Source organism: Saccharicrinis fermentans DSM 9555 = JCM 21142, from assembly GCF_000517085.1.
GTDB classification, from domain to species: Bacteria; Bacteroidota; Bacteroidia; order Bacteroidales; family Marinilabiliaceae; genus Saccharicrinis; species Saccharicrinis fermentans.
Window position 1 is genome coordinate 1,588,835 of sequence record NZ_KI912107.1, and the last position, 24,956, is coordinate 1,613,790.

The window sequence follows — 24,956 nt, forward strand, 5'->3', positions numbered from 1 at the left end:
ATCATTAATACCTCACATATTTTTTAACCAAATCGAACATAAGCTGCTGTGATGTTCTTTTGTTTTTACCATCTACATAAGCATTTTTTGCATCCTGCGTAAGATAACGTCCTTTTAACGAATCCGACAACTGGCAATATATTTCTTCCACTAATAACTGCTGATTTTCTTTATCAAAAACAGGAAAAGCAACTTCAATTCGGTTGGAAAGGTTGCGTGTCATCCAATCAGCAGAAGCTAAATAAGTAATAGGAGATCCATTGTGATGAAAATGATAAATCCTGGTATGTTCAAGAAACTGGTCAACTATACTAACGATTTTAATATTGTTTTGTTGCTGTTTTGTGAGCGGAAAATAACAACAAATTCCTCTAACGACCATGTTTATAGTTACTCCTTCATCGGCAGCCTGTCTGATTTTATGAATCATTTTAGGATCCTCAAAGCTGTTAAGCTTAATATTCATTTCAGCTTTTTTTCCCGACTTGGCCCATTCAATTTCCTGATCTATCAAATCATATATCCCTTTTCGTAGAACGAAAGGTGCCACCAATAAATATTTAAATTCTGGTCTATAAGTCTCATCTTTTAAAAAAGAAAACACTTCATCCAGGTCATGGGTATATCTTTTATCTACGGTTAAGATACCATGATCAGCATATATTTTTGCTGTCTTTTCGTTCAGGTTACCTGTCCCCAGATAAGCATAAGTTATAATTTCCTTATCTTCTTTGCGTTTAATGGTAAATATTTTGGCGTGTACCTTCAATTCTTTCACTCCATATTTAACAGAAGCACCAGCTTTTTCAAGCCTTTCTCCCCAATAAATATTTGATTCTTCATCAAATCGAGCCAATACTTCAACCAACACAAATACCTTTTTCCCCTTATGTGCGGCTTTCTCAAGCGCCTTGCATATTTCTGATGTTTTATTGACCCTGTAAAGGGTAATATTTATCTCTTGCACTTGGGCATCCAACGCTGCCTTATGTAGCACATTTGCGACATAGCTAAAATCTTGATATGGATAACTTAAAAACACATCAGATATTTTAAGTTGTTCAAAATAATCTGCTGCATTGTCGAGTTTTGAACAGGCAACTGTACTGAATTTTTTATTATACAAATGAGGTTTATGACTAAAAAACGGGAATTTAAAAAAGTCATAGTAATTATGATACTTTCCTCCAGGCAATAGTCCAGTCATGTCCACATCAATTTTCTTTCTCAGATAATTAATATGTTTAAAAGGGATATCTTCGTTAAACAATAATCGACTAGGGAGTCCAGTCTCTCTCTTTTTAAGGCTTCTTTTAATTTTTCTTACAATACTATCTTCCTGTTCTTCATCAATATACAATTCTGCATCTCTTGATATTTTTACAGCATATACTTCTGTTTCTTTGCTAAGGTATTTCTCCACATTGTATCTAAAAATATCGTCTAGTTGAATTATCCTTGTTTCCTTCTCATCATGATATAGGGTAATAAATCTACCCCACTTATCATAGTCCAGTTCCAACAGGTATTTACCTTTTAATGAAATAAAATAGAGATAAACAGTTTGATGCACCAGATCGATGCTGGCATCATCATCAATCTTTCGTAATACAAAATTATTTTTTAAATGTTGATCAAAATAATCAGAGACCAGTTTTAGGTTTTCTTTATCGATGTTCTCATACAGAAAGTGAATTCCTTCACGAGCCATAGCAGGAACTAACTCGTGATAAAACAATTGTCCCAGTTTTTCCTGCTGTTCACTTACAATCGCATTAATTTGCTGTAAAATATAGGAAGGTCGGAATCCGAACTTATTTTTTTTATCCCCGTTATATTTTTGTTCAAACCGGTGGCCAGCGACTCTAACTTTATAAAATTCTTCCAAATTAGAAGAGTAAATAGCTACAAACTTCAGCCTTTCTAACAAGGGTACCGTTTCACTTTCAACTTCCTGAAGAACACGGGCATTAAAAGATAACCAACTCAGATCTCGGTCGATATATTTCATATTCATTATTCGTCAGTCACTTCTTGAAGTACTTGCTGGTTTATATGGCAGCTTTTCTCATTTTTAAAATTCACTTGCACACGCAGAGCCTTTAAACCGGATGCTCCTTTTAGATCTTCCAGTTCAAGCTCTTCCAAGTCGCCGGTAAGATAACCTTGGGCCATCATGTAATCAATATACCTTTTATATTCGGCAATTTCTTCGACATAAGAATAAATTATAGCGATTTTACCTACTTGTGTTACTCTTTCGTTGGTTCCTTTAACCAGAGCCTTATCAATACGTTTTTTTGTTATTTCATAGCGTATATTATAAGCTCCCGCCACATCAAATTTCTTCTCGTCTTGTCTAAATTCGATACTTAAGGGATTGGAATGAACCAATATCAATTGTGTAATATCCAATTTAGTCCTCAGCTCGGACTGTATCTGGTTAATTTTACGAGCTATCTTCACTTTCACCAACAACTGCCACAGACGAATATTTTTCAAGTACATTTCATTGTACTTTAAATCCTTTACCAACGATTGCCCCAGATAACCATTATATTCAATTCCATCGGTACGGTATTTTTCAAAATAATGTGGAAAAACATCCTGTGCTTTCTCCTGTTCCTTATCAATAATGTCGCTTACATGATCATTGATGAGTGTAAGGCTGTCTTCAAAATCTTTTCTCTTCTTATAAAGCACCCCCAATTCAGGGTCAAGCATTTCAAAATATTTATCTACAGGTCCGGTCAATTCCGGATCTCTATCCTTTATCAAGCGTAAAAAAGGATCAATTTCATTTTTCAAAAACTCCACGATACTCACCTCGTCACCCGCTTTCAGTCCTAACTTTAACGTTCTTAAATGTTTCTGAATTTTATAGCTAACATCACTTAATAGGGGAATATCCCGAATAACTTTTTCTATTTTCAGTATTTCATAGGCCCACTCCAATTGTTCGCTTAAATCAGCCTGAATAGCATGATTACGCGCCAATGATGAGCCCCTAATATCGGAAGCCCCATAAATAGGAACAATATCAGAAAATACAATACGATCAACACTGGCCGTATCTTCTCTACTATTTAAAATTTTTGAAGCAGCCTCTTTAAAACGCCACTCTACCGTTGGATGTATGGCTGTAAACTTTTCCTGAATCAGTGCCCTCACCTTGTCGTTCCATTCCTCTTGAGAACGTTTAATGGCCAAAGCAAAAACAGGAAACAAATCGTATAACATTTTAACTTGTATCAAGGTTAAGGAATTTAGTAAAGGACAGCCAAATTCAAGCATACCCACGACTTTGTCATCAATAATTAACGGAACCACAGCATGGCTACTGATACCATTGTCCAACAACTCCTTTTTTACGCTGGTTTGTTTTCCTTCCTTTAAATCTCGCGTTAAAATAATACGTTTTTCCTCAAACGCTTGTTGATATATAGATCCCTCATAGTCTTTGTACCTCAGTTTAGAATCCGCAACGATTGGTTTCCATAAATAACTTTTTTTTCCACCACTTTCAATATCATTAGAAAAAGACACAAGTCCAAACCTGACCAGGGGATTGTCCATCAGCGATCGTATTTTTTCTTGAATGCGCTTATACCCCTCCACAGAAACGATTGTATTTTTATCCAGCAAGTCCGATTTCAGTTCCGATACAACATGTTCACGTGTGATATTGTTGTATTTAAAACGCATAAAACCTCTAAACTCAAATTTATCCAAAGGAATTATTTCATTCCAAAAATCCAAATCATGATCTCTATCAAAAAGAGCGGTAATATCTTCATGTTTCAACTCCTTTAGCTTAGCGATGGGTTTAACCTGCAGATAACTAATATCAAAATTTTTATTATAATATTTCACCGATTGATTCTGGCTATCGGTTAGCTTAAAGGTAAATGGAATCTCTACCGGTAGTTTGTAATTGTAAACCTTATCTAATATGATGCAATAAGCCTGGTATATAATAGGGATTATATTGGCATTGCTCGTATCTTCACCCAGTATGTCTACTCTTTTATTTTCGGCTCCTATCGTTTTTTTATAACGCTGAGAACTAAAAAAAGGTTCCATTTCAAAAGGCTTAAAAGCTGCCGTAATTTCTTCCTTGCAGTTCAGTGGATTAAATACAAAAGACATCAACTGTTTCAGCAGGGTGTCATGTTTCTCCATGACAGAATTATCTTTTATCTCGCCTCTAAGCTCTGGAACATCTTCCAGTTTTTTGAGCAAGTCCTTTGCCGAGCTATTCAATATACTATTGGCATCCTCAGCTATATTTTCAATATCACGAATCAGATATTCAAAACTCAAGGTTTTTTTGAATGGAATATCACAAAAATGACATTTTATTTCTTTTTTCACATTGGATTGCTCCACACTTCCCATGGCAAAACGATTTGGTACAAATGTATTAAATAGATCAATATTTTTTTCAGTATATACGACAAACCTTAATAAATAGTTAATGAAACGCAACAAAGCGTATTTTAGATGAATATACCAATTTTATATAATGTAAATGTTACTTTTACCACTTCAATTGAAAAAAAATAAAAATACGATCATGAACAAACTATCACTATTAGTAGCTATCACAATTATTGCAAGCATTGTATACAGTTGTGATACTAAAACAAAGAAAACAACTGATACCTCCGAGATTTCAACAAAAAAACCTACGACTGTAGATTCTAATAAATCTTTTGATATTGACTTATTAAATCAAAGTGCATTGGATGGAAAAATAGAAACCATAAAAAATGCTTTAGAAAACGGTTTCGACGCCAATTCAACCGATGCCAACAAGCGCACAACGCTAATGATGGCAGCGTTTAATGGACACACAGAAATTGTTTCATTATTATTAAATAACGGAGCTGATGTTAACTTAACGGATAACATTAACAGAACTGCATTAATGTATGCTTCTACCGGTCCATTTACTACAACGGTGCTCACACTATTACAAGCAGGAGCTCAACCTAACCTAATTGATAATGAGGAAAATTGGACTGCTGTGATGATGGCAGCTGCAGAAGGTCAGCTGGAAGTCGTAAAAACATTAGTTGCCCATGGTGCGGATTTAACCATGGTGGATGTAGATGGTGAATCCTCATTGGATTTTGCTAATTCTAAAGGACATACACAGGTAGCTGAGTACATAAAAACGCAGATCAAATAAATTTTACACATAAGATTAGTCAATGAGCACAAGCAATGCTATTGGCTAATCTTGATAACCCAAGTTATCTGATATATTTCTAAAGCGTTCTGCTTCATCTTTCTCACCCAATTTATCACACACCTTAGATAAATAAAAATAAGCATCCGCATGATCATCCTTTAGTTGGATAGCCTTTTTAAAATCATTATAAGCTCCATTGAAATTTCTTAGCAACATACGAGTTCTACCTCTGTTATAATAGACCTTAAAAAGACGTGGTTTTAACTTTCGTGCCAACGAATAATCAGCCTCTGCCCCATCCAGATCATCTACTTCAACCTTTAACCCTGCTCGTTTAAAAATAGCATCAAAGAAATCTGGATTTAACAAAATGGCCTTGTTTAAATTGGCAATGGCAGCACGCTTATCCTTTGCTTTTACCAAGCATTCGTTGGCCATCAAGAAATATTCTCTGGCAAACTCCTCCAGTTGTTTATTTCTTTTGCGATCACGATTTTCCAGAAGTCTTATCTTCTTTTTTAATTGATGAATTATATTTAACTGACGTGAAATATAACGAAGTATTATCGGCTTAGTCAGGTCATTTCTTTTGCTCATTGCCTGCCCTAATAACTCCATTGACTTCTGAAACTCATTTTTCCGAAAGGCGGTCAAGGCTTTTTTGTAATAATCATCGGCCTTTGCAGAATCAAGACTTTCCTTTATTTGCAGTTTATTATTGGATCTACGGGAGAAATCAACACATTCTCGTTTTACAATTACATCACGAGGAGTAATTTGCGATTTCATAATAATTCCTTGCAACGAACGACAACGACTCAAGGCCACATACAACTGTCCACCCGCAAATGCACCACCAGAAAAATCGATCATGACTTTATCGAATGTTAAGCCTTGACTTTTATGTACTGTAATTGCCCAAGCTAACTTTAGGGGATATTGTTGGTAAGATCCTATCTCTTCTTCTACGATACGGTTATTCTTTTCATCATATTTATATCGTACATTTCGCCACACTTCTTTTTCAACCAGATGTACCTCTTCATTCTCAAGCCGAACATATATTCCTTCCTCATTGATTTCGTCGATTCTTCCAAGACTACCATTATACCATCTACGCTCAGGCGAATCATTTTTAATAAACATTACCTGCGCATTTTCTTTTAAAATTAAATGCTGTGGAGTTGGCAAAGCCGATTCCGGAAACTCACCTGAAATATATCCTTCAAAGGCAATTTCTTCCTCTTGCAATTCCTTTAGCTTATGATCATTAATATAATCGACAGTATCTCTACGTGTTGCCAGGGTGATAAAGAGTTCATCCAAAGGAGCATTATAAGTGGGATTAAAGCGATGATTGATAGTTTTGATATCCTCCTGTTTAACCGCATTCACCCTAACCCTATCCAATAGGTTCACAAACTCAGGATTACTTTGACGATATACTTTTTTAAGTTCGATTTGAATCATAGGTAAATTACGGAACACCCTGGCCGAAAAAAAGAACGGCGTTTGATAAAAGCGTTTTAGAATTCCCCATTCTTCTCTTTTGACCACCGGCTCCAACTGAAATACATCACCCACCATCAAAAGCTGTTTTCCTCCAAATGGTACCTGCATATTACCCGAAAACACGCGAAGTACACGATCTATAAAATCCAGTATATCTACCCGTAACATAGAAACCTCGTCAATAATTAGGAGTTCCATTTCTTTGATCAGTTTCTGGTGATTTTTTCTGTACTTTAAGAAATCATAAATACGACCATTTTGGGTACTTAAATCCGGGTCGTCAGGCAATATCGGTCTAAAGGGTATTTTAAAAAAAGAATGCATCGTTTGACCACCTGCATTAATAGCAGCAATACCTGTTGGAGCCACCACTACATGCTTTTTATTTGTTTTAGCACAAATATATTTCAAAAACGTACTTTTTCCCGTTCCGGCCTTTCCCGTTAAAAATACCGAACGATTGGTATATTCTACCAGCTTTAATGCATCCTGAAATTCACTATTGTCTGTATCAATATGTTCAAGCCAATGCTCCATTTATTTATCTTTCTCCTCCTCATTTTGTTCCGTATTCTTTAATATCCGTTGCATTCCATAGCGCTTAATCACATTATATGCTTTATATAAACCTAGTTCACCAGCCTTACTAAGATCTAAAGTACCCTGCTCATCATTTTTAAGATAAATTTGTGTCAGACCGCGATTAAAGTATGCTTCTGCAAAGAAAGGATTTAATTCAATTGCTTTGTTAAAGTTAAGAATCGCTGCCTCATAGTCTTTACGTATACATTGCAAGATACCCAAGTTATAATAAGCAAATTCAAAACCAGGATCTATCTCCAGTACTTTTCGCAAATCACGTTCAATCAATTGATAATCGAGCATTTGTTTAACAACAGCTCCACTTTTTACCCCATCATCTTTTTTAAGTCCTGCACTTGTATTTTGGCTTAACAGATTCACAGGAAGCTCTTCTTCATTAAATTGCTGCATCATTTCAACCATTTTATAACGAATATAAGCGCGGTTAAAATAAGGGAATAAATTAAAGTTTTCATCCTTACTGTTTTCGATGATATAATCATATTCTCCGATGGCACTTGTGTAATTAAGTACCACTCCATACAATATAGCTCTGGTAAAACGCAAATCATTATTATCGGGCGTTTTTTGGAGCTCATCTCCTATTTTTTTAATACTAGTAAAGTATTCTATTTCCTTATCACCATCTGTTTCCGCTTCCCTATTGGAGAAGATAAGTGGTCTACCGAATTTTATTCGTTGGTTAAACTGAGTCACTTCGGGTTTAAAATACCGTGTTCTATTGATCAAAGAATCCACCGAGAAAAAAGTAAGGCCATACACCGTTTCCAAGTCAATAATGATATTTCTATTTTGAATTTTACCCCTTAGGTTATCAATTTCTTCCACCTCATTTTCATCAATTCCAAAGTCATCCAGGACAGCAATTTTGTCATGATTTCTGATGTCATCATCTTTCTCAGCTCTTGTTTCTTTGGGTTTATTGTCTGCCGTATTTCTTTCTGCTTTTTTACGATTATCTTGTTCTAACTTATAGGCCATATTATAATCTTTACCGGCTGCAGCACTATTATTTATGCCACTATAAGCCTGTGCTCTAGCCATGTAAGCACCTGAATATTCAGGATAATGATCAATAATAAGATTTAAATCGGCGATGGCATCATGATATTCACCAATACGGATATAAAGTAAGGATCTATTAAAAAGTGTCAACAGGTCGTTGGGGTTTAAAGCCAATACTCTAGAAAAATCGTCAATTGCATTATTTACATCTCCCACTTCTACCCTTAACAATCCGCGGTTCGCATAAGCCATTGTATTTTTGGGTTCCAGTTCAATCACCTTATCAAAGTCTTGCATGGTACCTGTTAAATTATCCATTTGGTAACGGATAACGCCCCGCATCATATAGTAAGAGGCCTCATGACTATCCAATTTAATCGCCTCATTAATACGAGCGATGGCCTTTTCAAAATCATTGATATCGTAATAAATAAAAGCACTAAAGCGATAAGCATCAGCTACCAGAGGATTCACTTCGATGGCCTCGTCCATATCTTGAACAGCTCCAATAGTATCTTTTAAATTAAGTTTTGAAATAGCCCGATTAATATAAGCTCCATACTGTGCGTTATCTATTTTTAATACCGATGTAAAATCATCAATACTTTTTTTATAATCTTTTATATTCATATATACCAAGCCCCTATTGAAATATATACCTTGGTCTTGTGGACTTATTTCCAATCCTTTGGCATAATCTTCCAAGGCTTTTTCATAAGATCCAAATTTATTTCTGATGTCTGCCCTAAAACGATAATAACTGGCATGAAAGGGATTTATTTCGATGGCTTTATCCATATCTTTCTCCGCACCCTTGAGGTCATCAAGACTATATTTTGCATATGCTCTGAAATAATAGGGATCGGCCAGATAAGGTTTTACACGTATTACCTTATTAAAGTATGAAATAGCCAATACGTAATCTTCGTAGTATAAGGCGTTTCTACCAATGATCAATACTCGGTCTGTATCTATTTGGGCATAACTACTGGTTGTAACAGCAAATAAAAAGAATATATGAAGCGAAAAAAATATCTTTCTCATAAATAATAACTAGTACGGTAATAAATGAATCTACCCAAATCAATCAGACAAATATAATAAGTTTAAGGGATTCATCTAAAACTGTACCATACTTTCACAAAATTAGCAGATAGTTGGGTGTAAATACCCGTGTTACTTTTTATTATAAAAGAGTTTTCGTAAAAAAACGGGCTTTTTTTGTACAAAAATCATATTCTCCCTATCTACCTCCTTTTCCCCTTTCCATCTATAGGCGCACAACGCCCCCCCACTAGCGATACAAGAATCTACACAACACACATTTTTCCGAGGAGTCATATTTGTTTTATTCATACAATAATGACCAAAAAACACCAATGGTTTATCTTCGGTATAAGGCTGATAAGGAAAAAGTAACTCTTTAGGAATGGTATAATTAGGTAATTTAAATTTATTACCATAACTCAATTTGTAAAAGGTTTTATTTTCAGCTTCCTCCCACCATTTAATTCTAAAGTTACTTCTTCTGTTATTATTTGAATCCTTTATAATCAAGTCATCGGGCAATTTAAACTCAATACCTTTGGTAGACTTAATAACTGCATTACCAAGCACATGGTTAGGATCGGTCATAAATTTTAAAACAGATTTACGGAAGCGTCCTTTGTCTCTATATTGCTCAACTATATCAGCATATTCATCATTCCAATAGGCATGCACTACCTTGAAAGCACCAAAATCCAAATGTAAAGGTAAGGTCCTTAACCATTTCACATAGCCCTTCAAGAGTTTTTCTTCACCATAAAACTCTTGTTTTACCTGTTCGATAAGCTTTTTGGATGAGTCAGAAAGCTTTTTAAAAGGTTTCCCATCTCCATTTTTTGTTAAATAATAGATCGCATTCAACTCATGATTACCCAATACAGCATAGGCAAATCCATACTCAACCATCCCCCGCACTATTTCCAAAACTTTACGGGAATTTGGTCCTCTGTCGATAAAATCTCCAACAAATATTGCCTTCCGATTTGTATGACGCCAAACTCCGTACATTTTTGTATAGTCAAGCTTTAAGAGCAATTCTTCCAATTCATCGGCATTACCGTGAACATCTCCGATTATGTCGTAGAAACAACTTTCTACAATTATATTTCTTTTTTCGCCTCTTAGCTGCTCCAAAATTCGATATATTTGATGATTGTTAGCGTTCAAAAATAGGACATTTGAATTTATTATAAAAACAAAATCTGCATGACAAAAATAATTAATTGGGGAATCATAGGTTGCGGCGATGTTACAGAGAAAAAAAGCGGACCTGCATTTAATAAAGTTGACCACTCTAAATTAATAGCGGTCATGAGGCGTAATTTACTAAAAGCCAAGGATTATGCGCTACGACACCATGTCCCCTATTATTACAACGACGCAGCCTCTTTAATAGCATCTCCCGAAGTGGATGCCATATATATTGCTACCCCACCCTCTACCCATGCCTATTATGCAATTCAAGCTATGATGGCCGGAAAACCCGTATATGTTGAAAAACCGATGGCCTCTTCATATAAAGAGTGTCAGGAAATGAATCGTGTTTCAAAGGAAACAGGCGTTCCGCTATTTGTTGCCTACTACAGGAGAACACTACCAGGCTTTTTAAAAGTAAAAGAACTAATTGAAAGTGACAGTATTGGTAAACCACTGGCGGTTAACATCCGACTAACCCGCCCCGCCAATATTGATGAGCAAAATAAAGGCTGGAGAGTTGATAGATCCATTGCAGGTGGTGGTATTTTTCATGATCTGGCATCACATCAATTTGATTTTCTGGATTTTCTTTTTGGACCTATCGTAGAGGCTCAAGGATGCTCATCCAATAACAACCATTGGTATGAAGTTGAAGATACGGTAAGTGCCTGCTATAAATTTTCTAATGGCTTAGTAGGAAACGGACTTTGGAGTTTTGTGGCAGCCAACGAAGCCAAAGAGGATACCATGGAAATAATAGGATCAAATGGAGTGGTCAAATTTAGCGGTTTTGATCACCAAGCCATTGAGCTCCATACACAAGGAGGAGTACTTGAATTCCCCTATCTAAATCCTGAAAACATACAATATAATTTGATAAAGCAAGTTACAGAGAGCCTACTTTTTGGAAAAGACTGTGTCAGTACAGGACTAAGCGCTGCACGAACCAATAAAATACTAGAAGAAATTACACGCAATGGATAATACATATAAAATAATTATGGTCATTACCTTATTTATTTACTATCTTGCGCAAAGAAAAAAAAGTTTGCAAATAGTACACCTCTCTAATTATTTATTGCGAACTATTAAAGTCTCAAAATGAATTTAAAATTAGACATTATATTATTACTGACACTTTCAATAGCTCCACAGTTATTGATTTCGCAAAATATTCCTTATCAAGGAACGCCATATATTGAAAATTTCAACCCTAACAGTCAAAATACAAGAGGACAAATTTTAACAATAGCTCAAGACCAAAGAGGGATAATGTATTTTGGAGGAAAAAATGGTTTGTATGAATTTGATGGAGCAAGCTGGAGAAACTATCCCATTTCTAACAAAACATCTATTAAATCGTTGGCCATAGATTCTTTAGGTATTATTTATGCAGGAGGAAACAATGACTTTGGTGTTTTTATGCCAAACGCAACAGGTTCACTTGAATACCACTCTCTATATCTACCTGCACCTAAAGGTGCTCCATTTTTTCAAAGTATCATGAAAACCTTTATTACCGATCAAGGTGTCTACTTCATTTCAAAAAAAAGAATTTTCAGATACAAAAACAATTCAATAGAAGTCATACATGTTAACTTACAAGCCCCATGTGCATTTTTCGTGAATGGAACCATTTATGTAAAAGATTTAGCAAAAGGACTTTGTAAAATTGATGAAACGCAAATAATTCCATTAGAAGGTTGTGAAGAATTCAATGCTTTGACCAAAAGCTATTTTTTCATTAATTCATACTCCGATAACGAATTATTGTTTTCCTTAATTAAGGAAAATTTATTTTTCACTTATAATACAGTAAGCCATGTATTAAAACCTTTTACAATTTCAGATGATACCAAAAGGTATCTCGAAGAAAACTTTCAATTTACCAGCACCCAAACGGCCAGAGGTGATTTTGCGATAGGCACTGCTAAAGGTGGTATTTTATTAATGAACAAAAAGGGAGAAACAATCAGGATCATTAACACCAACAGAGGCCTCTCTACTAATCTTATTTACTCTGTATTTTCTGATGCAGAAGACAATCTTTGGGCTTCCTCCTTCAAGGGTGTATCTCGCATTGACATTAGTCATCCCGCCATTTTTTACAATAAAAATCAAGGGCTTGAGTCCAATGTTGTATGCTCAAAGTACCATAACAACACACAATATATTGGAACAAACACAAATTTTTACTACTTGCCTGAGCATAATTTTAGTGTATCAAATGATAATCATGTTATAAAACGCATCAAGCCCCCCCCATGAACCAAATCAAATTTTTGATGTAAATGGGCATTTATTGGTAGCCAATTGGTATGGTGTTGATGAAGTAATCAAAGATAAAGTAAATCACTTTTACAGAGGGTTAAGAGTATTTTGTGCCGCCTATGATAAGCAATATCCTAACAAGATAGCATTGGGACAAAAACTGGCAGTTGTAATCTGTTCATTTAAAGAAACAGATTCTGGTAGGTACCTGCAACTAACCGACACTTTGAATATTCAGAATAATAATATTAGTCAGATTGTATCCATGGCATTTGATAAAGATGGCAATTTATGGTTAGCTTCCTATAATGAAGGGATATTTCTGATTCGATTCAAAGATAAGGATCTAAAAGAATATCAAATCACGCGCTTCACCGAAAAAAATGGTTTACCAAAAGAAATACAAGAACCATTTATAACCAATTTTAATCAAAAAATAAATATTGGCACACAAAAGGGAATATACAAAGTGGTATTACCCCCTATGGGCGGCTCTGATTCACTCATTCATTTTACACATGACAGTTTTTGGGGTGACACATTTACCAAGGATTCAAGTGCTGTTAGCATGATCAAACAAATTGATAGCACTTCTTATTTTATTACTGGGAATAAAACAGGGGTATTGAGTGTTGACAATAACAAAGCGTATTTTGACTGGAAACCGTTTTTAAAACTAGGAGCCATCAGCTCTATTTCGGTAGAAAATAAAAGATATTTAAACATCGGACAATTTGAATCCTTTTGCATATTTGATCGGCAAATCGAAAAAGATTACAATCGCCCATTCAATGTACTTATACGTAAAGTGGTTATTTCTTCCAATGATTCTCTTTTATTTGATGGAACTTTTTTCAAAAAGGAAGAGCATAAGATATTTAATAGCCAACCCCAAACATTAGTACCAACTTTGGATAACAAATACAACTCCCTAAAGATAAATTTTAGCGCTTGCTATTTCGAATCTTCCTCCCAAAACCAATATAGCTATATGATGGAAGGTTTCGATAACGATTGGAGCCCTTGGTCTTCAGAACCGTCAGCAGTTTATACAAATATTCCGCATGGCAAACTAAAATTTAAAGTAAAGGCAAAAAATGTATTTGGTACAATTAGCAATATCGAAACCTATTCATTTATTGTTAAGCCGGCATGGTATCAAACCAAATGGGCCTATATCTCATATTGCTTACTTAGTATATTAATCATTGCACTTATCACTAAATTGTACAGTCATCATTTGATGATAAAAAATATGAGATTAGAAACCGTAGTCAAAAAACGAACACATGAGTTGGAAGAAACGATTGAAAAATTAAAAGAAACCCAATCAACTTTAATTCAGCAGGAAAAAATGGCTTCCCTTGGTATTCTCACGGCCGGTGTGGCACATGAAATTAACAATCCTTTAAATTATATTTTAGGAGGATATACAGGGCTTGATTTTTATTTTCAGGAAAATAAAATTGAAGATGAAGATGTTCAATTACTAATGGATAGCATTAAAACAGGCGTTGACAGGGCTGCCGATATTGTATCAGGATTGAATCAGTTTAGCAGAACTCAAAATACTTTCGATGAAAAATGCGATCTTCATTCCATATTAGACAATAGTATATTAATGATCAAGCACTTGCTCAAAAACCGCATTGAGATGGTGAAAAACTACACCGCAGAATCGTCTATTGTTTCAGGAAATGTAGGAAAACTGCATCAGGTATTTATCAATATTCTTACCAATGCATGTCAAGCTATAAAAAAAGATGGTATAATAACTGTTACCACAACAACACTTGATCAATCATTAATCATCGAAATTAAAGACAATGGTGAAGGGATACAAAGTGATATTTTAGATAAAATTACAGATCCGTTTTTCACCACTAAAGAACCAGGTCAAGGATCAGGACTTGGTTTATCCATCACCTATCGAATAATTGAAGAACACAAAGGAAAATTACAGTTTAAATCAGAATTAAAGAAAGGCACTACAGCTATTATAACATTACCACTAATTCCCACAAAAAATGCCAAAAATTAAGATTTTATACATAGACGATGAAGATATTAATCTTCGATTATTTAAAATTAATTTGGAAAAAAAATACCAAATTTTCACTGCACAAAACGGTGTACAAGGCTTAGAAATTTTAGCCCAAGAGAGTGATATACAAATTGTGGTTAGCGATATGAGAATGCCATATATGAATGGAGAGGAATTCATAAGTAAAGCCAAAGAAATATACCCGAATATCGTTTATTATATTTTGTCAGGCTTTGATATCACTGATAAAATTCAAGAGTTTATAGAAAAAGGAACCATAAAAAAGCACTTCAGAAAGCCATTTAACTTAAAAGAAATAGGTTTAGAATTGGAAAAAGCAGTATCGCATTAAAGGGATTTCTCCTATCAAGAAACCCCTCTCGCATATTCTATTAGCTAAAAAAACTGTTTGTTTAAATAAAGTATGAATATTATTCAGTAATTAGTGGCTGCAAGAAAACGACTGTTTTTTCTGTCTTTGATAAGAAAGCATCAAAGACAAGGCTTTCGATATTTTTGAAACCAAGGAGTTTACTGATGGTAAATGACTGTTTCAAAATTGAGAATAACGCAGTATTTGGAGTTTTCTTGCAAAGACTAATTATAAATTCAAACATGTTTTTTTACTACAATACTTCTTCTACCGGACGGTATGGTAAATCAAATGCACTTGAAACACCTTCATAAACCACATCTCCTTTCACAATATTCAGCCCTAATTTTAATGCTGAATTGTCTTGGCAAGCTTTTTTCCAACCTTTATTTGCAAGTTCTATAGCATAAGGCAATGTGGCATTGGTTAATGCTAAAGTAGATGTTAAAGGAACGGCCCCTGGCATATTAGCCACAGTATAATGAATTATATCATCAATAATATAAGTGGGTTCACTATGGGTGGTAGGTTTTGATGTCTCAAAACATCCCCCTTGATCGATGGCAACATCCACCAATACACAACCTTGTTTCATAGTAGGTAACATATCACGTGTAACCAGTTTAGGAGCCTTTGCTCCGGGAATCAATACGGCGCCTATAATCAAATCTACTTTCCGAACCATTTCTCGAACCAACATTTCATTGGCAGCAAGTGTTTTGACATTAGCAGGCATCACATCATCCAAATAACGCAGACGTTCTAAGTTTTTATCCATTATTGTAACATCAGCTCCCATACCTGCGGCTATTTTAGCCGCTTGCGTACCAACAACTCCACCTCCAATAACAAGTACTTTTGCCGGACGAACTCCAGGAACACCACCTAGCAATAATCCACGTCCTTTATAGGTTCTTTCCAGGTATTTAGCTCCCTCTTGAGTAGCCATCCTACCTGCTACCTCCGACATCGGTATCAATAATGGCAATTTCTTATCCGCTGTTTCAACAGTTTCATAGCTTAAACAGATGGCTTTCTGATTAATCATGGCCTTTGTTAATGGCTCACACGACGCAAAATGAAAATAAGTGAACAATAACTGATTTTCTTTGATCAATTTATACTCTTGTTCAATAGGCTCTTTAACCTTAACGATCATCTCTGCAATAGCATATACCTCTTCTATTGTGGGTAAAATAGTAGCTCCTGCCTTTACGTAATCATCATCATAAAAATCAGTACCTTCTCCCGCCGTTGCTTGAACATACACGGTATGACCTACTTTAACACACTCCAACACCCCAGCTGGAGTCATACCTACCCTATTTTCAGCAGGTTTAATTTCCTTTGGAACACCTATAATCATCGCTTTTGACTTTAAAATATTATTAATAGATTTATGTACTTTTGTATTTTCAAAATAAGGGATTACTTTGTTTTCTCACAATGAATATTGTCACGCATAAATACTGTTTATTGTCATGTTTTTACAAAACATACAAACAAAAGAAGAACAACACCCCTTATTTTCTAGTATCAACATTAAAAAAATAGTACTTTTTAACAGCAACACCCCATTAAAAACATAGGACTATATATTTATGTCAGATATTTTTATTTATAACCCAACAGGGGAAATAGCCATTGCCAATGGTATGATTAGTTACATGCCTCCTAAAAAACTAAGAAGTTTTGAAAGTGACTTGGCTTTTCTTACTTCATTTTTTGCTTCCGATAATGATATAATCCTAAGCCCCCAATTGCCTAATCCACAATTCCTAGAACTATGGCATTCTCTAGGACTTGAAAAGATGCGCTATATTAGTTCTCTCAATCAAAAAATTAATAATATCAACTATGTCAAACCTTGGAGTTGGAATCCAGTTATACATCATAAAACAAAACACCTAAAAGAACAAAGCGCAACAGACTTCAAAGCATCACCCAACTATAGCTGGAAAGAAGGCAGTAAAGCCTTTTTTAGTAGAAATACGACGAATAAAGTACAATCAATTATTAGCCAAAACAATGGAATACATCCTTTCATTGAAATACCACACCCTGCCATATCCATTAGCACACTGGAAGATTTTAAGCAGTGGATGCGTACACAAACATCAGCGATTTTAAAGATGCCCTGGAGTTCATCAGGAAGAGGAATCCATGTCATCGATCCTCAAAAGCAACTGCCTCTTAACTACCCTTGGATACAAGGCGCACTTCAACGACAAGGCTTTATAACGGCAGAGCCATTACTGAACAAGGTATTCGATTTCTCTTTTCAACTGACAATTAGGAAAGGTGGAGAAATTAACTTTGAAGGCATCTCCTATTTTATTAATGACAAAAAGGGGCATTTTATTGGCGGACACATTCATTGGCCTCACAAAGAAGATGACATCAGTCGTTTTCTCAAAAGGGCCGATCTTAATAAAGCTTCCTCTATCCTTATAGAAGCATTAAAATGCCTATCTCCTCACTCCTATTATGAAGGACCGATAGGTATTGATGCCATCGTTTTTAAAAATACGGATGGACAATTAAAAATTCATCCCTGTATTGATATCAATTGGCGATATAATATGGGATTAGTCAATATTTCACTACCAAAATTTATAGATAAAAGTTCCATTGGTTTTTGGAATGTATCATCTTTTTCCATAGGCGAATGGAATCACTTTATTGACGACAATAGTCAAAAAAAACCACTCATTATCAACCAACAACACGAAATAAAAAAAGGTTTTATCAATCTTACTCCGCCTAACGAACAAGCTATTTTTGGAGTATGGATGGAAGTATGGCCACGATAAATATACACACATTAAAACAACAAACTGTGATCATTTATATTTAACTCCATCCCAAAGAAAGAATTAGCAAGCACGCGAAATTCGAATATAAGATTTACAAAAAAGTTGTATTTATTAATTAAAGCACTCATTTTTGTGCACTGTAATTAAAACCTTGCAATGACCATTTCTATCATAACAGCTACCTACAATGCCGGGAAAACGCTTGAAAGCGCCATTCTATCGGTGATTAATCAAACCTATCCACATATTGAGTTTATTGTTGTGGATGGAAAATCAAGTGATGAAACGGTTGATATTATTAATCAATATCGTCCATTTATTCATCAGTTTGTTTCGGAGCCCGACAAGGGAATATATGACGCTCTCAACAAAGGAATACAAATGTCCACTGGTGATATCGTTGGTTTTTTGCATGCAGATGACCTTTTTGACGATGACACAACTATTGAGACAATGGTAGGTGCACTGAAAAACAACAACGCGGATGTGATATATGGAGACTTAGAATACGTTCAAGTAAATGATCCGACCAAAGTGATAAGGTATTGGCAAAGCAAATCGTTTAAACCATCTCTTTTAAAAATGGGCTGGATGCCCCCTCACCCCACACTGTTCATAAAAAGACAAATTTACAATGAAATAGGCTCATTTAATTTGAATTATAAGATTGCTGCCGATTACGATTTTATCCTACGTTTATTCTCCAACTCCAAATACAGGACAACATACACCCCCATGGTTATTACACGTATGCGCGTGGGAGGCACCAGTAATAAAAACATTAAAAACATACTTTTAAAAACAAAAGAAGATATTCGTGCATTAAGAAAAAACAAAGCAGGTAATATATTTTCTGTAATATGGAAAAATATTTCTAAATTACCTCAATTCATATATAACAACCGAAGTCCAAAATAAGTAGTGCATCAAAGATAATAAATAATGAAGCTTATATACACATTAGTCATGGTCGCTATAATTATGCACATGCACCCATTATCGGCCCAGGAAATAAGTCACTATAACAATACCTATTTCAATCCCCTTGAACGCGAAATTTATCGCCCAGGAACACATATCCACACATCAGTACGTTCCTTTAATATGGACGCCTTAAACACAATGCTGAATGTTGACTCCTTGCTAAAGGACGGATTAGCAACACCAAGTGGAGATTTGAATTTTTGGCAACGCATTTTTCACGATGATTTATTAGCATGGGAGAATAAAGATGTATCCATTAAAATAAATCCCCTATTTAATTTCAGTATTGGAAATGAAATGAATGAGGGAAAAGGCACCTGGAACAATACCAGAGGCGTTTTTATTGAAGGCACATTGGGAAATAAATTTTACTTTTACACCGATTTTGTAGAAAACCAAAGTGTTTTCCCCAATTACATAGATGATTTTGTGGAACAAAGAAAAGTAGTCCCCGGACAAGGAAAAAGTAAGAGCTATGGAAACAATGCACATGACTATGCTCAGTCCACTGGTTTTATTTCATTCAATCCGGAAAAATGGTTCAATATACAATTAGGTCAAGGCAAGCATTTTATTGGCGATGGTCATCGTTCATTACTGCTTTCCGACAATTCATTTAGCTATCCATATCTTAAATTTTCCGCAGATTTCAACAAGGTTCATTATCATGTTATGTGGGCTCAACACCGTGATTTAAATAATATAAGCAAGGAGTTAGAAAGCAACGACGCCAGATATCTTGACAAATATTCTGCCTCACACTATCTTACGATGAATATTGGAAATCGTATTTCTGTAGGTATGTTTGAAAGTGTTGTTTGGGCTGCACAAGATACCATGGGACAACGAAACTTCGATTTATCATACCTTAATCCCATTATCTTTTTTCGACCCCTGGAATATTCATTGGGATCGCCAGACAACATGACTATGGGAATAAACGCTAAATATATACTAGGTAATAGCAGTGCATTCTATGGTCAGTTTGTAATGGGCGAATTTAAATTTGATGAAGTTTTTAACGGTAGCAAATGGTGGGCTAACAAACAAGGTTTTCAGTTAGGTTTTAAAAGTTACAATTTTTTAGGTATTAATAAGCTTGATTTTTTGACAGAATACAATCAAGTGAGACCCTACACCTATTCCCATCGTGAAACCATCACCAATTACGCGCATTATAATCAAGAATTAGCACATCCCTTGGGCGCCAATTTTAGAGAAAGTGTATCCAAGGTAAAATATCAATACCGACGGTTTATTTTTAATGGAGAACTAATGGTTGCTATGTATGGCAAAGATTTTTCGGATACTGAGAATAGCGTTAGTTATGGACAAAATATATTTAAAGACAATGACTACCGTCCAGGTGATTACAATCACACTATTGGACAGGGATTAAAAACCAATTTAATATATTTAGAAGGAAGCATTAGCTACTTGATCAATCCTCAAAACAACTTCAATATTGCTGCTGGGTTAAGAATAAGAAAAGAAACAAATGACATGGAAACTAAAAACACCCAGATGTTATGGTTTGCAGTCAGAACATCTATCAGAAGTATTTATACCGATTTCTAAAAAGATCCATACCTAAAGATTGATGTCTTACACATAAACAACTCTAAACCAAACACATACGCTAATTAAAATTCATTAAAAAAACAATATCGTTAGATTATCATATTAATATGCGTTCACAATTTCAGCTAGTCCCTCTACCCAGATCTCAGAATCATTCAGACTTTCTACCAATTGAAGTTTTTCACCTCCATTTTCCATAAATTCTTTATGGTATTCATAAGCTATTTCCACTTCCGTTTCTAAACAATCAGTCACAAATGCTGGAGATACGACTAATACCTTCTTATTTCCCTGGCGTAAAAGATCTCGCAAAACATGATCAGTAAAAGGCATCAGCCAATTTTTACTCAGTCGACTTTGAAATGAAACCGTATATCTAGCTTTCTCAAGCCCCAATTCCTTTGCCATAAGTCTCGTTGTTTGATAACAAGTAGCCTTATAGCAATTACCACCATGCGTTGGCATAGCAATATGACAGGAACAATCTACACTCTTAACACCCGGATGCAGCTTATTTACCTGACGATCAGGCAATCCATGATATGAAAACACAACATGATCATAAGCATCAACATTATATTTTTTAATATTATGAACAAAAGCATTAATAAAAGCTGGATGATCATAAAACTGCTTTACATATTTTACATCTGGCTTACTTTTCCAACTCTTAAGTTCCATTTTTACTTTATTAATTGTGGATAGTGTTGTAGATGTAGCATATTGCGGATAATGTGGCAAAACAATCAATTCTTCATAATTTTTTTTCCGTATTTCCTTCAATACAGATTTCATAGAAGGATTTCCATATCGCATAGCCGAATACACATCAAACTCACCTTTAAGTTGATTGTTGAGTTTATTAACCAAGCTAGATTGGTAATACAATAAAGGAGAACCTTTTTTAGTCCAAAGGCGCTGATATAACTGCGTAGAATTATTTAAACGAAAGGGTATGATAACCAAATTAACCAATATTTTTTGTAGAAGCCACGGAATATCAATCACCAATCTATCGTTTAAAAACTCAAATAAGAACCTTCGCACAGCTTTTTTTTCAGGCTTATCAGGTGTACCAATATTAATTATTAACAACGCTCGTTTCATATACTCTAATTAATTAAAAATTAGCAAAACTTCGCTACCAGTGCAAATTTTAATCATTCACCTGTGTGTTCAATTATTTGCGCTGGCCATGCCAGTTTCATCTGTTTAAATTTATTTTTCAATGGTCATATGGAGTTTGCCGATACTAACCATCCGCCCTACGTGTGTGTAAAATAATTCTTATAGCTCGTTTCCACCTATAATTTAGTAAAAGTCTGTCTAGTTGTCCACATTGTAAGCAAAATCACAAAAAAAAGATCTATTCCGCGACCATACCTATTAATAATATTATTTTACAACAACCTATCAGAAAGTTCTCTGGCTTGTTTCACCCTATCTGCCATTCCTATACCATCCTTAATATTACCAGATAAAAACAAACCTTCAAACTCATTTTCAATTTGCGATATAGCCTCATATCGTTCTTTTGTTGTTATATCATACTGAGGAATTGCATTCTCATACCGGAACACTTTAAACAAGTCAGGTTGATCTTCAGATTCTAAGGTAGAGCTAATTTCATCTAGAACCATACTTCGAATTTCATCATCCGATTTTTCAATCATCTCAGGTTTTTTCACTCCTCCAACAAAGACCGACAATATTGCTCCTTGTTCAGGATTTCGCCCATCAAACAATGCACCAGGAAACAGCACCCCCAAAATATTTCTTTTTTCTACACTTGGTACCAATCCGCCAAAAGCATTTATTTTTTTTCCATTCCATTTTTTATAACCCAGTACCACCTGCACCACTTTTGCATATGTAATATTTGCCACGGGGTTTAAGCATTTTTTCTGAACAAAGGGCAAAATATCCAACAATCCTTTTCCTCCAAAAGTAGTCACCACGCTAGAAGAACTCACCCTGAATTGTTCTCCCTCCCTACTATGAAACTCTGTTGTAAAGCCAAGTTCCTCTTTCTTCACTTTAATCTGTTGACACCCACAAAAAATAGCGTCATCCGAAATACTTTGTTCCAGTGCAGAAATAAGTTTATTCAACCCTCCTTTAGCTGAGAATATCTCTCGACTCACACGCTTCTGTAAAGCTGTCTTGGATTCTTTTTTCTTTTTGATGGATCCCTTTACAAAACTCCCATAATTTTGCTCTAAATTATAAAGTTTTGGCATGGCATACCGCGTAATTAACTTTGTGGCATCGCCAGCATATATACCTGAAATAAAAGGATCAACAGCATAATCTAAGAAGCTTTTTCCCATTCTACGTTTCACAAGTTCAGCCAATGATTCGTCAGGATTGGTACCTTTTTTTCTCCAAGGCTCACCAAGTATCTTCACCTTATCTCTCCACCTAAATAATGGTGTAGTAATAGCTTGTATCAGGCCTGATGATATAGGCTCCCACTTACCATTTTTCAAGATCCACCTCTCCTTTGCCTGGGGTTTGGGCGTTACCAGTTCACATTTTTCTTTTAAATCATCAAATAACTGAACAATGGCTTCGGAACTAATTACGCCAGTATTAGGTCCCTTTTCATATACAAAACCATCTTCTTCTTCTGTATGGATAACACCACCTACCCGCTCGTTTTTCTCCAGCAGAATCACTTTCTTACCTGCTTTCTCTAAATAAAAAGCCAGCGTTAATCCAGTTAACCCGGCTCCTATAACAACAATATCAACTTTTTTATCCGTCATTCTTAAAGTGAATTTGAATATCTTTTATTACCTGTACGCAGAGCTGGATCAAATGAAGCAACTATATTTCGAATAAACATAGTACCTAATTCAGTGATTCCTATAGACTGTTCGGTATAATCTATGAATCCATCCTCTTTAAACTGCTCTAAAAGAGACTGGTCATAAGCAATTAGTTTTTTAATACTGGCAACATTAGTCCGAAGATTTTCTGCAACAATATTCCAATCAATAAATTTATTACACATTAGTTCATTGATCACCGTTCTAATTATTTTTTGCTCATTACTAACCAGCACTCCCTTTTCTACTGGAATAATATTTTCATTGATCAATCGAACATACTCCTTCACACTTTTGGTATTTTGGGCATATCCTCCAGAGAGTTGACTAATGGACGAAACACCTACTGCATAAACTTGTCCGGTGGTTCGCTTTGTACAATACCCTTGAAAGTTTCTATGCAACTGATGTTTATTAAGAGCCAAACAAAGTTCATCTTCAGGTAAGGCATAATGATCGAGACCAATAGACACATAACCAGCCTTCAAAAGTAAGTCATAGGCAGACAAAAACATATCCAACTTATCATCTGCCGTAGGCAATCCTTTTGCATCCAATATTTTCTGATGTTCCTTAAACCAAGGCACATGTGCATAGGAAAAGGTCACCAATCTATCCGGTCTTATTTCAATGGCCTGTTGTATCGACTTACAAAAACTCTCTGCTGTTTGACCTGGCAAACCATAGATAAAATCTAGATTCACTGCAAAACCCTTATTTTTAGTCTTGACATACCTAACCAGATCACCAACAGGCAACGCAGACGGTTTGCGATTAACATCCTTCAAAACACATTCATCAAAATCCTGTATTCCAAAACTAAAACGATTAAAACCTGCTTCAAACAGCTCATCGAGATACGAATAAGACAAATGAGCAGGGTTACATTCTATCGCGATTTCCGCATTATCAATTACATCAAAAGCTTCGAATAAAATATCATTAATCTCTTTTAAATAATTGGCCTTTATGGCATTAGGAGTGCCTCCACCATAATGAATCTGAGAAATCTTACGATCCTTATTAATATGGCTGATAATAAGAGAAATCTCCTTTTTTAGTGCGGCGATATAATTTTTTATTTCTTCAGCTCTACCCATTTTTAATGCATTACATCCACAATAATGGCAAATTTGCGCACAAAAAGGTATATGTATATAAAAGGCTATATTATGAGGATGCTCTTCATTTGACTTTACCAGAAGATGCTTAAAATCACTCTCCTTAAAATCATCTGTAAAATGATTCGCAGGAGGATAACTGGTATACCGAGGAACAGGAACATTATATTTATTGAGTAATTGCTTATCTACTTTCATTTTGTAAAGGACTTATGAACCTTCAGATACGAAGTTATAAGGTTCAAATTAGTATAACTACATTCATTTCACTTAGATAGGATAGATTGGTACATTACATTCGTTCATGCAAGAACACCCAACAGACAAAAATAGTAATATTTGTTCGCAGTTTCATAGTATCGCTTATTATTTTC

General features: G+C 35.1%; 17 protein-coding genes. 8 read left to right on the plus strand and 9 right to left on the minus strand.

Going from position 1 to position 24,956, the window contains the following annotated elements; genetic code table 11:
- Window positions 1-4 precede the first annotated feature (4 nt).
- A complete protein-coding gene (gene ppk1 / locus CYTFE_RS0106415) occupies window positions 5-2,011 on the minus strand; it encodes a polyphosphate kinase 1 (protein ID WP_161636288.1) in 2,007 nt (668 codons plus the stop codon).
- 5 nt (window positions 2,012-2,016) lie between these two features.
- A complete protein-coding gene (locus CYTFE_RS0106420) occupies window positions 2,017-4,488 on the minus strand; it encodes a GAF domain-containing protein (protein WP_154665623.1) in 2,472 nt (823 codons plus the stop codon).
- A gap of 88 nt (window positions 4,489-4,576) precedes the next feature.
- Between CYTFE_RS0106420 and CYTFE_RS25300 the strand changes: the two genes are divergently transcribed.
- Entirely contained in the window at window positions 4,577-5,194 is a 618-nt protein-coding gene (locus CYTFE_RS25300; RefSeq protein ID WP_052522265.1) for an ankyrin repeat domain-containing protein, read from the plus strand.
- A gap of 45 nt (window positions 5,195-5,239) precedes the next feature.
- Here the strand turns inward: CYTFE_RS25300 and CYTFE_RS0106430 are convergent, their stop codons facing one another.
- The 3 genes from CYTFE_RS0106430 to CYTFE_RS0106440 all read right to left on the minus strand — a co-directional run bounded on the left by CYTFE_RS0106430 (window position 5,240) and on the right by CYTFE_RS0106440 (window position 10,498).
- Complete coding sequence (locus CYTFE_RS0106430) at window positions 5,240-7,246, minus strand: ATP-dependent DNA helicase (protein WP_027471143.1); 2,007 nt, start codon at window positions 7,244-7,246, stop codon at window positions 5,240-5,242.
- On the minus strand, window positions 7,247-9,361 hold the full coding sequence (locus CYTFE_RS0106435) for a tetratricopeptide repeat protein (RefSeq protein WP_027471144.1): 2,115 nt from the start codon (window positions 9,359-9,361) through the stop codon (window positions 7,247-7,249).
- A 132-nt stretch (window positions 9,362-9,493) separates the two neighbouring features.
- On the minus strand, window positions 9,494-10,498 hold the full coding sequence (locus CYTFE_RS0106440) for a metallophosphoesterase (protein ID WP_235208255.1): 1,005 nt from the start codon (window positions 10,496-10,498) through the stop codon (window positions 9,494-9,496).
- Between the two features lie 72 nt (window positions 10,499-10,570).
- On the opposite strand from CYTFE_RS0106440, the gene CYTFE_RS0106445 reads away from it, so the two are divergent.
- The 4 genes from CYTFE_RS0106445 (at window position 10,571) to CYTFE_RS25310 (ending at window position 15,228) form a co-directional block, all read left to right on the plus strand.
- The gene (locus CYTFE_RS0106445; protein WP_027471146.1) at window positions 10,571-11,545 is read left to right on the plus strand and encodes a Gfo/Idh/MocA family protein; all 975 of its coding nucleotides are present in this window, start codon (window positions 10,571-10,573) and stop codon (window positions 11,543-11,545) included.
- 117 nt (window positions 11,546-11,662) lie between these two features.
- Window positions 11,663-12,829: a ligand-binding sensor domain-containing protein gene (locus tag CYTFE_RS0106450; protein WP_027471147.1), complete on the plus strand. Its 1,167-nt coding sequence runs from the start codon at window positions 11,663-11,665 to the stop codon at window positions 12,827-12,829.
- Between the two features lie 34 nt (window positions 12,830-12,863).
- Window positions 12,864-14,873: an ATP-binding protein gene (locus CYTFE_RS28490; protein ID WP_052343042.1), complete on the plus strand. Its 2,010-nt coding sequence runs from the start codon at window positions 12,864-12,866 to the stop codon at window positions 14,871-14,873.
- Window positions 14,860-15,228 (plus strand): response regulator, encoded by a 369-nt coding sequence (locus CYTFE_RS25310; protein ID WP_044213599.1) that lies wholly within the window; start codon window positions 14,860-14,862, stop codon window positions 15,226-15,228. Before CYTFE_RS28490 ends, CYTFE_RS25310 begins: the two co-directional genes overlap by 14 nt.
- 274 nt (window positions 15,229-15,502) lie before the next feature.
- Here CYTFE_RS25310 and ald read toward each other — a convergent pair whose 3' ends face one another.
- Window positions 15,503-16,615 (minus strand): alanine dehydrogenase, encoded by a 1,113-nt coding sequence (gene ald / locus CYTFE_RS0106470; protein ID WP_027471149.1) that lies wholly within the window; start codon window positions 16,613-16,615, stop codon window positions 15,503-15,505.
- 235 nt (window positions 16,616-16,850) lie between these two features.
- On the opposite strand from ald, the gene CYTFE_RS0106475 reads away from it, so the two are divergent.
- From CYTFE_RS0106475 to CYTFE_RS0106485, 3 genes are all read left to right on the plus strand, one after another.
- The gene (locus CYTFE_RS0106475) at window positions 16,851-18,062 is read left to right on the plus strand and encodes a hypothetical protein (RefSeq protein ID WP_027471150.1); all 1,212 of its coding nucleotides are present in this window, start codon (window positions 16,851-16,853) and stop codon (window positions 18,060-18,062) included.
- Between the two features lie 159 nt (window positions 18,063-18,221).
- On the plus strand, window positions 18,222-18,983 hold the full coding sequence (locus CYTFE_RS0106480; RefSeq protein ID WP_027471151.1) for a glycosyltransferase family 2 protein: 762 nt from the start codon (window positions 18,222-18,224) through the stop codon (window positions 18,981-18,983).
- 69 nt (window positions 18,984-19,052) lie between these two features.
- The gene (locus CYTFE_RS0106485; protein WP_154665624.1) at window positions 19,053-20,627 is read left to right on the plus strand and encodes a hypothetical protein; all 1,575 of its coding nucleotides are present in this window, start codon (window positions 19,053-19,055) and stop codon (window positions 20,625-20,627) included.
- 105 nt (window positions 20,628-20,732) lie between these two features.
- On the opposite strand, the gene hemH is transcribed toward CYTFE_RS0106485, so the two are convergent.
- The 3 genes from hemH to hemN form a co-directional block, all read right to left on the minus strand.
- Window positions 20,733-21,737, minus strand: coding sequence for a ferrochelatase (gene hemH / locus CYTFE_RS0106490; RefSeq protein WP_027471153.1), 1,005 nt, complete (start codon window positions 21,735-21,737; stop codon window positions 20,733-20,735).
- Window positions 21,738-22,030: 293 nt separating this feature from the next.
- Window positions 22,031-23,398 carry a protoporphyrinogen oxidase gene (gene hemG, locus CYTFE_RS0106495; protein WP_027471154.1) on the minus strand — a complete coding sequence of 456 codons (1,368 nt, stop codon included), beginning with the start codon at window positions 23,396-23,398 and terminating at the stop codon, window positions 22,031-22,033.
- 2 nt (window positions 23,399-23,400) lie between these two features.
- Window positions 23,401-24,780, minus strand: a complete 1,380-nt coding sequence (hemN, locus tag CYTFE_RS0106500; protein WP_027471155.1) for an oxygen-independent coproporphyrinogen III oxidase — start codon at window positions 24,778-24,780, stop codon at window positions 23,401-23,403.
- Window positions 24,781-24,956: the final 176 nt, after the last annotated feature.

Excerpts from the sequence above, each read along its gene's own strand:
- CYTFE_RS25300 (WP_052522265.1), top strand. The coding sequence starts at position 4,577 with ATGAACAAACTATCACTATTAGTAGCTATCACAATTATTGCAAGCATT.
- CYTFE_RS0106435 (WP_027471144.1), bottom strand. The coding sequence starts at position 9,361 with ATGAGAAAGATATTTTTTTCGCTTCATATATTCTTTTTATTTGCTGTT.
- hemH (WP_027471153.1), bottom strand. The coding sequence starts at position 21,737 with ATGAAACGAGCGTTGTTAATAATTAATATTGGTACACCTGATAAGCCT.
- CYTFE_RS0106480 (WP_027471151.1), top strand. The coding sequence starts at position 18,222 with ATGACCATTTCTATCATAACAGCTACCTACAATGCCGGGAAAACGCTT.
- hemG (WP_027471154.1), bottom strand. The coding sequence starts at position 23,398 with ATGACGGATAAAAAAGTTGATATTGTTGTTATAGGAGCCGGGTTAACT.
- CYTFE_RS0106450 (WP_027471147.1), top strand. The coding sequence starts at position 11,663 with ATGAATTTAAAATTAGACATTATATTATTACTGACACTTTCAATAGCT.
- hemN (WP_027471155.1), bottom strand. The coding sequence starts at position 24,780 with ATGAAAGTAGATAAGCAATTACTCAATAAATATAATGTTCCTGTTCCT.
- ppk1 (WP_161636288.1), bottom strand. The coding sequence starts at position 2,011 with ATGAAATATATCGACCGAGATCTGAGTTGGTTATCTTTTAATGCCCGT.
- CYTFE_RS0106445 (WP_027471146.1), top strand. The coding sequence starts at position 10,571 with ATGACAAAAATAATTAATTGGGGAATCATAGGTTGCGGCGATGTTACA.
- CYTFE_RS0106475 (WP_027471150.1), top strand. The coding sequence starts at position 16,851 with ATGTCAGATATTTTTATTTATAACCCAACAGGGGAAATAGCCATTGCC.
- ald (WP_027471149.1), bottom strand. The coding sequence starts at position 16,615 with ATGATTATAGGTGTTCCAAAGGAAATTAAACCTGCTGAAAATAGGGTA.
- CYTFE_RS0106430 (WP_027471143.1), bottom strand. The coding sequence starts at position 7,246 with ATGGAGCATTGGCTTGAACATATTGATACAGACAATAGTGAATTTCAG.
- CYTFE_RS25310 (WP_044213599.1), top strand. The coding sequence starts at position 14,860 with ATGCCAAAAATTAAGATTTTATACATAGACGATGAAGATATTAATCTT.
- CYTFE_RS0106485 (WP_154665624.1), top strand. The coding sequence starts at position 19,053 with ATGCACCCATTATCGGCCCAGGAAATAAGTCACTATAACAATACCTAT.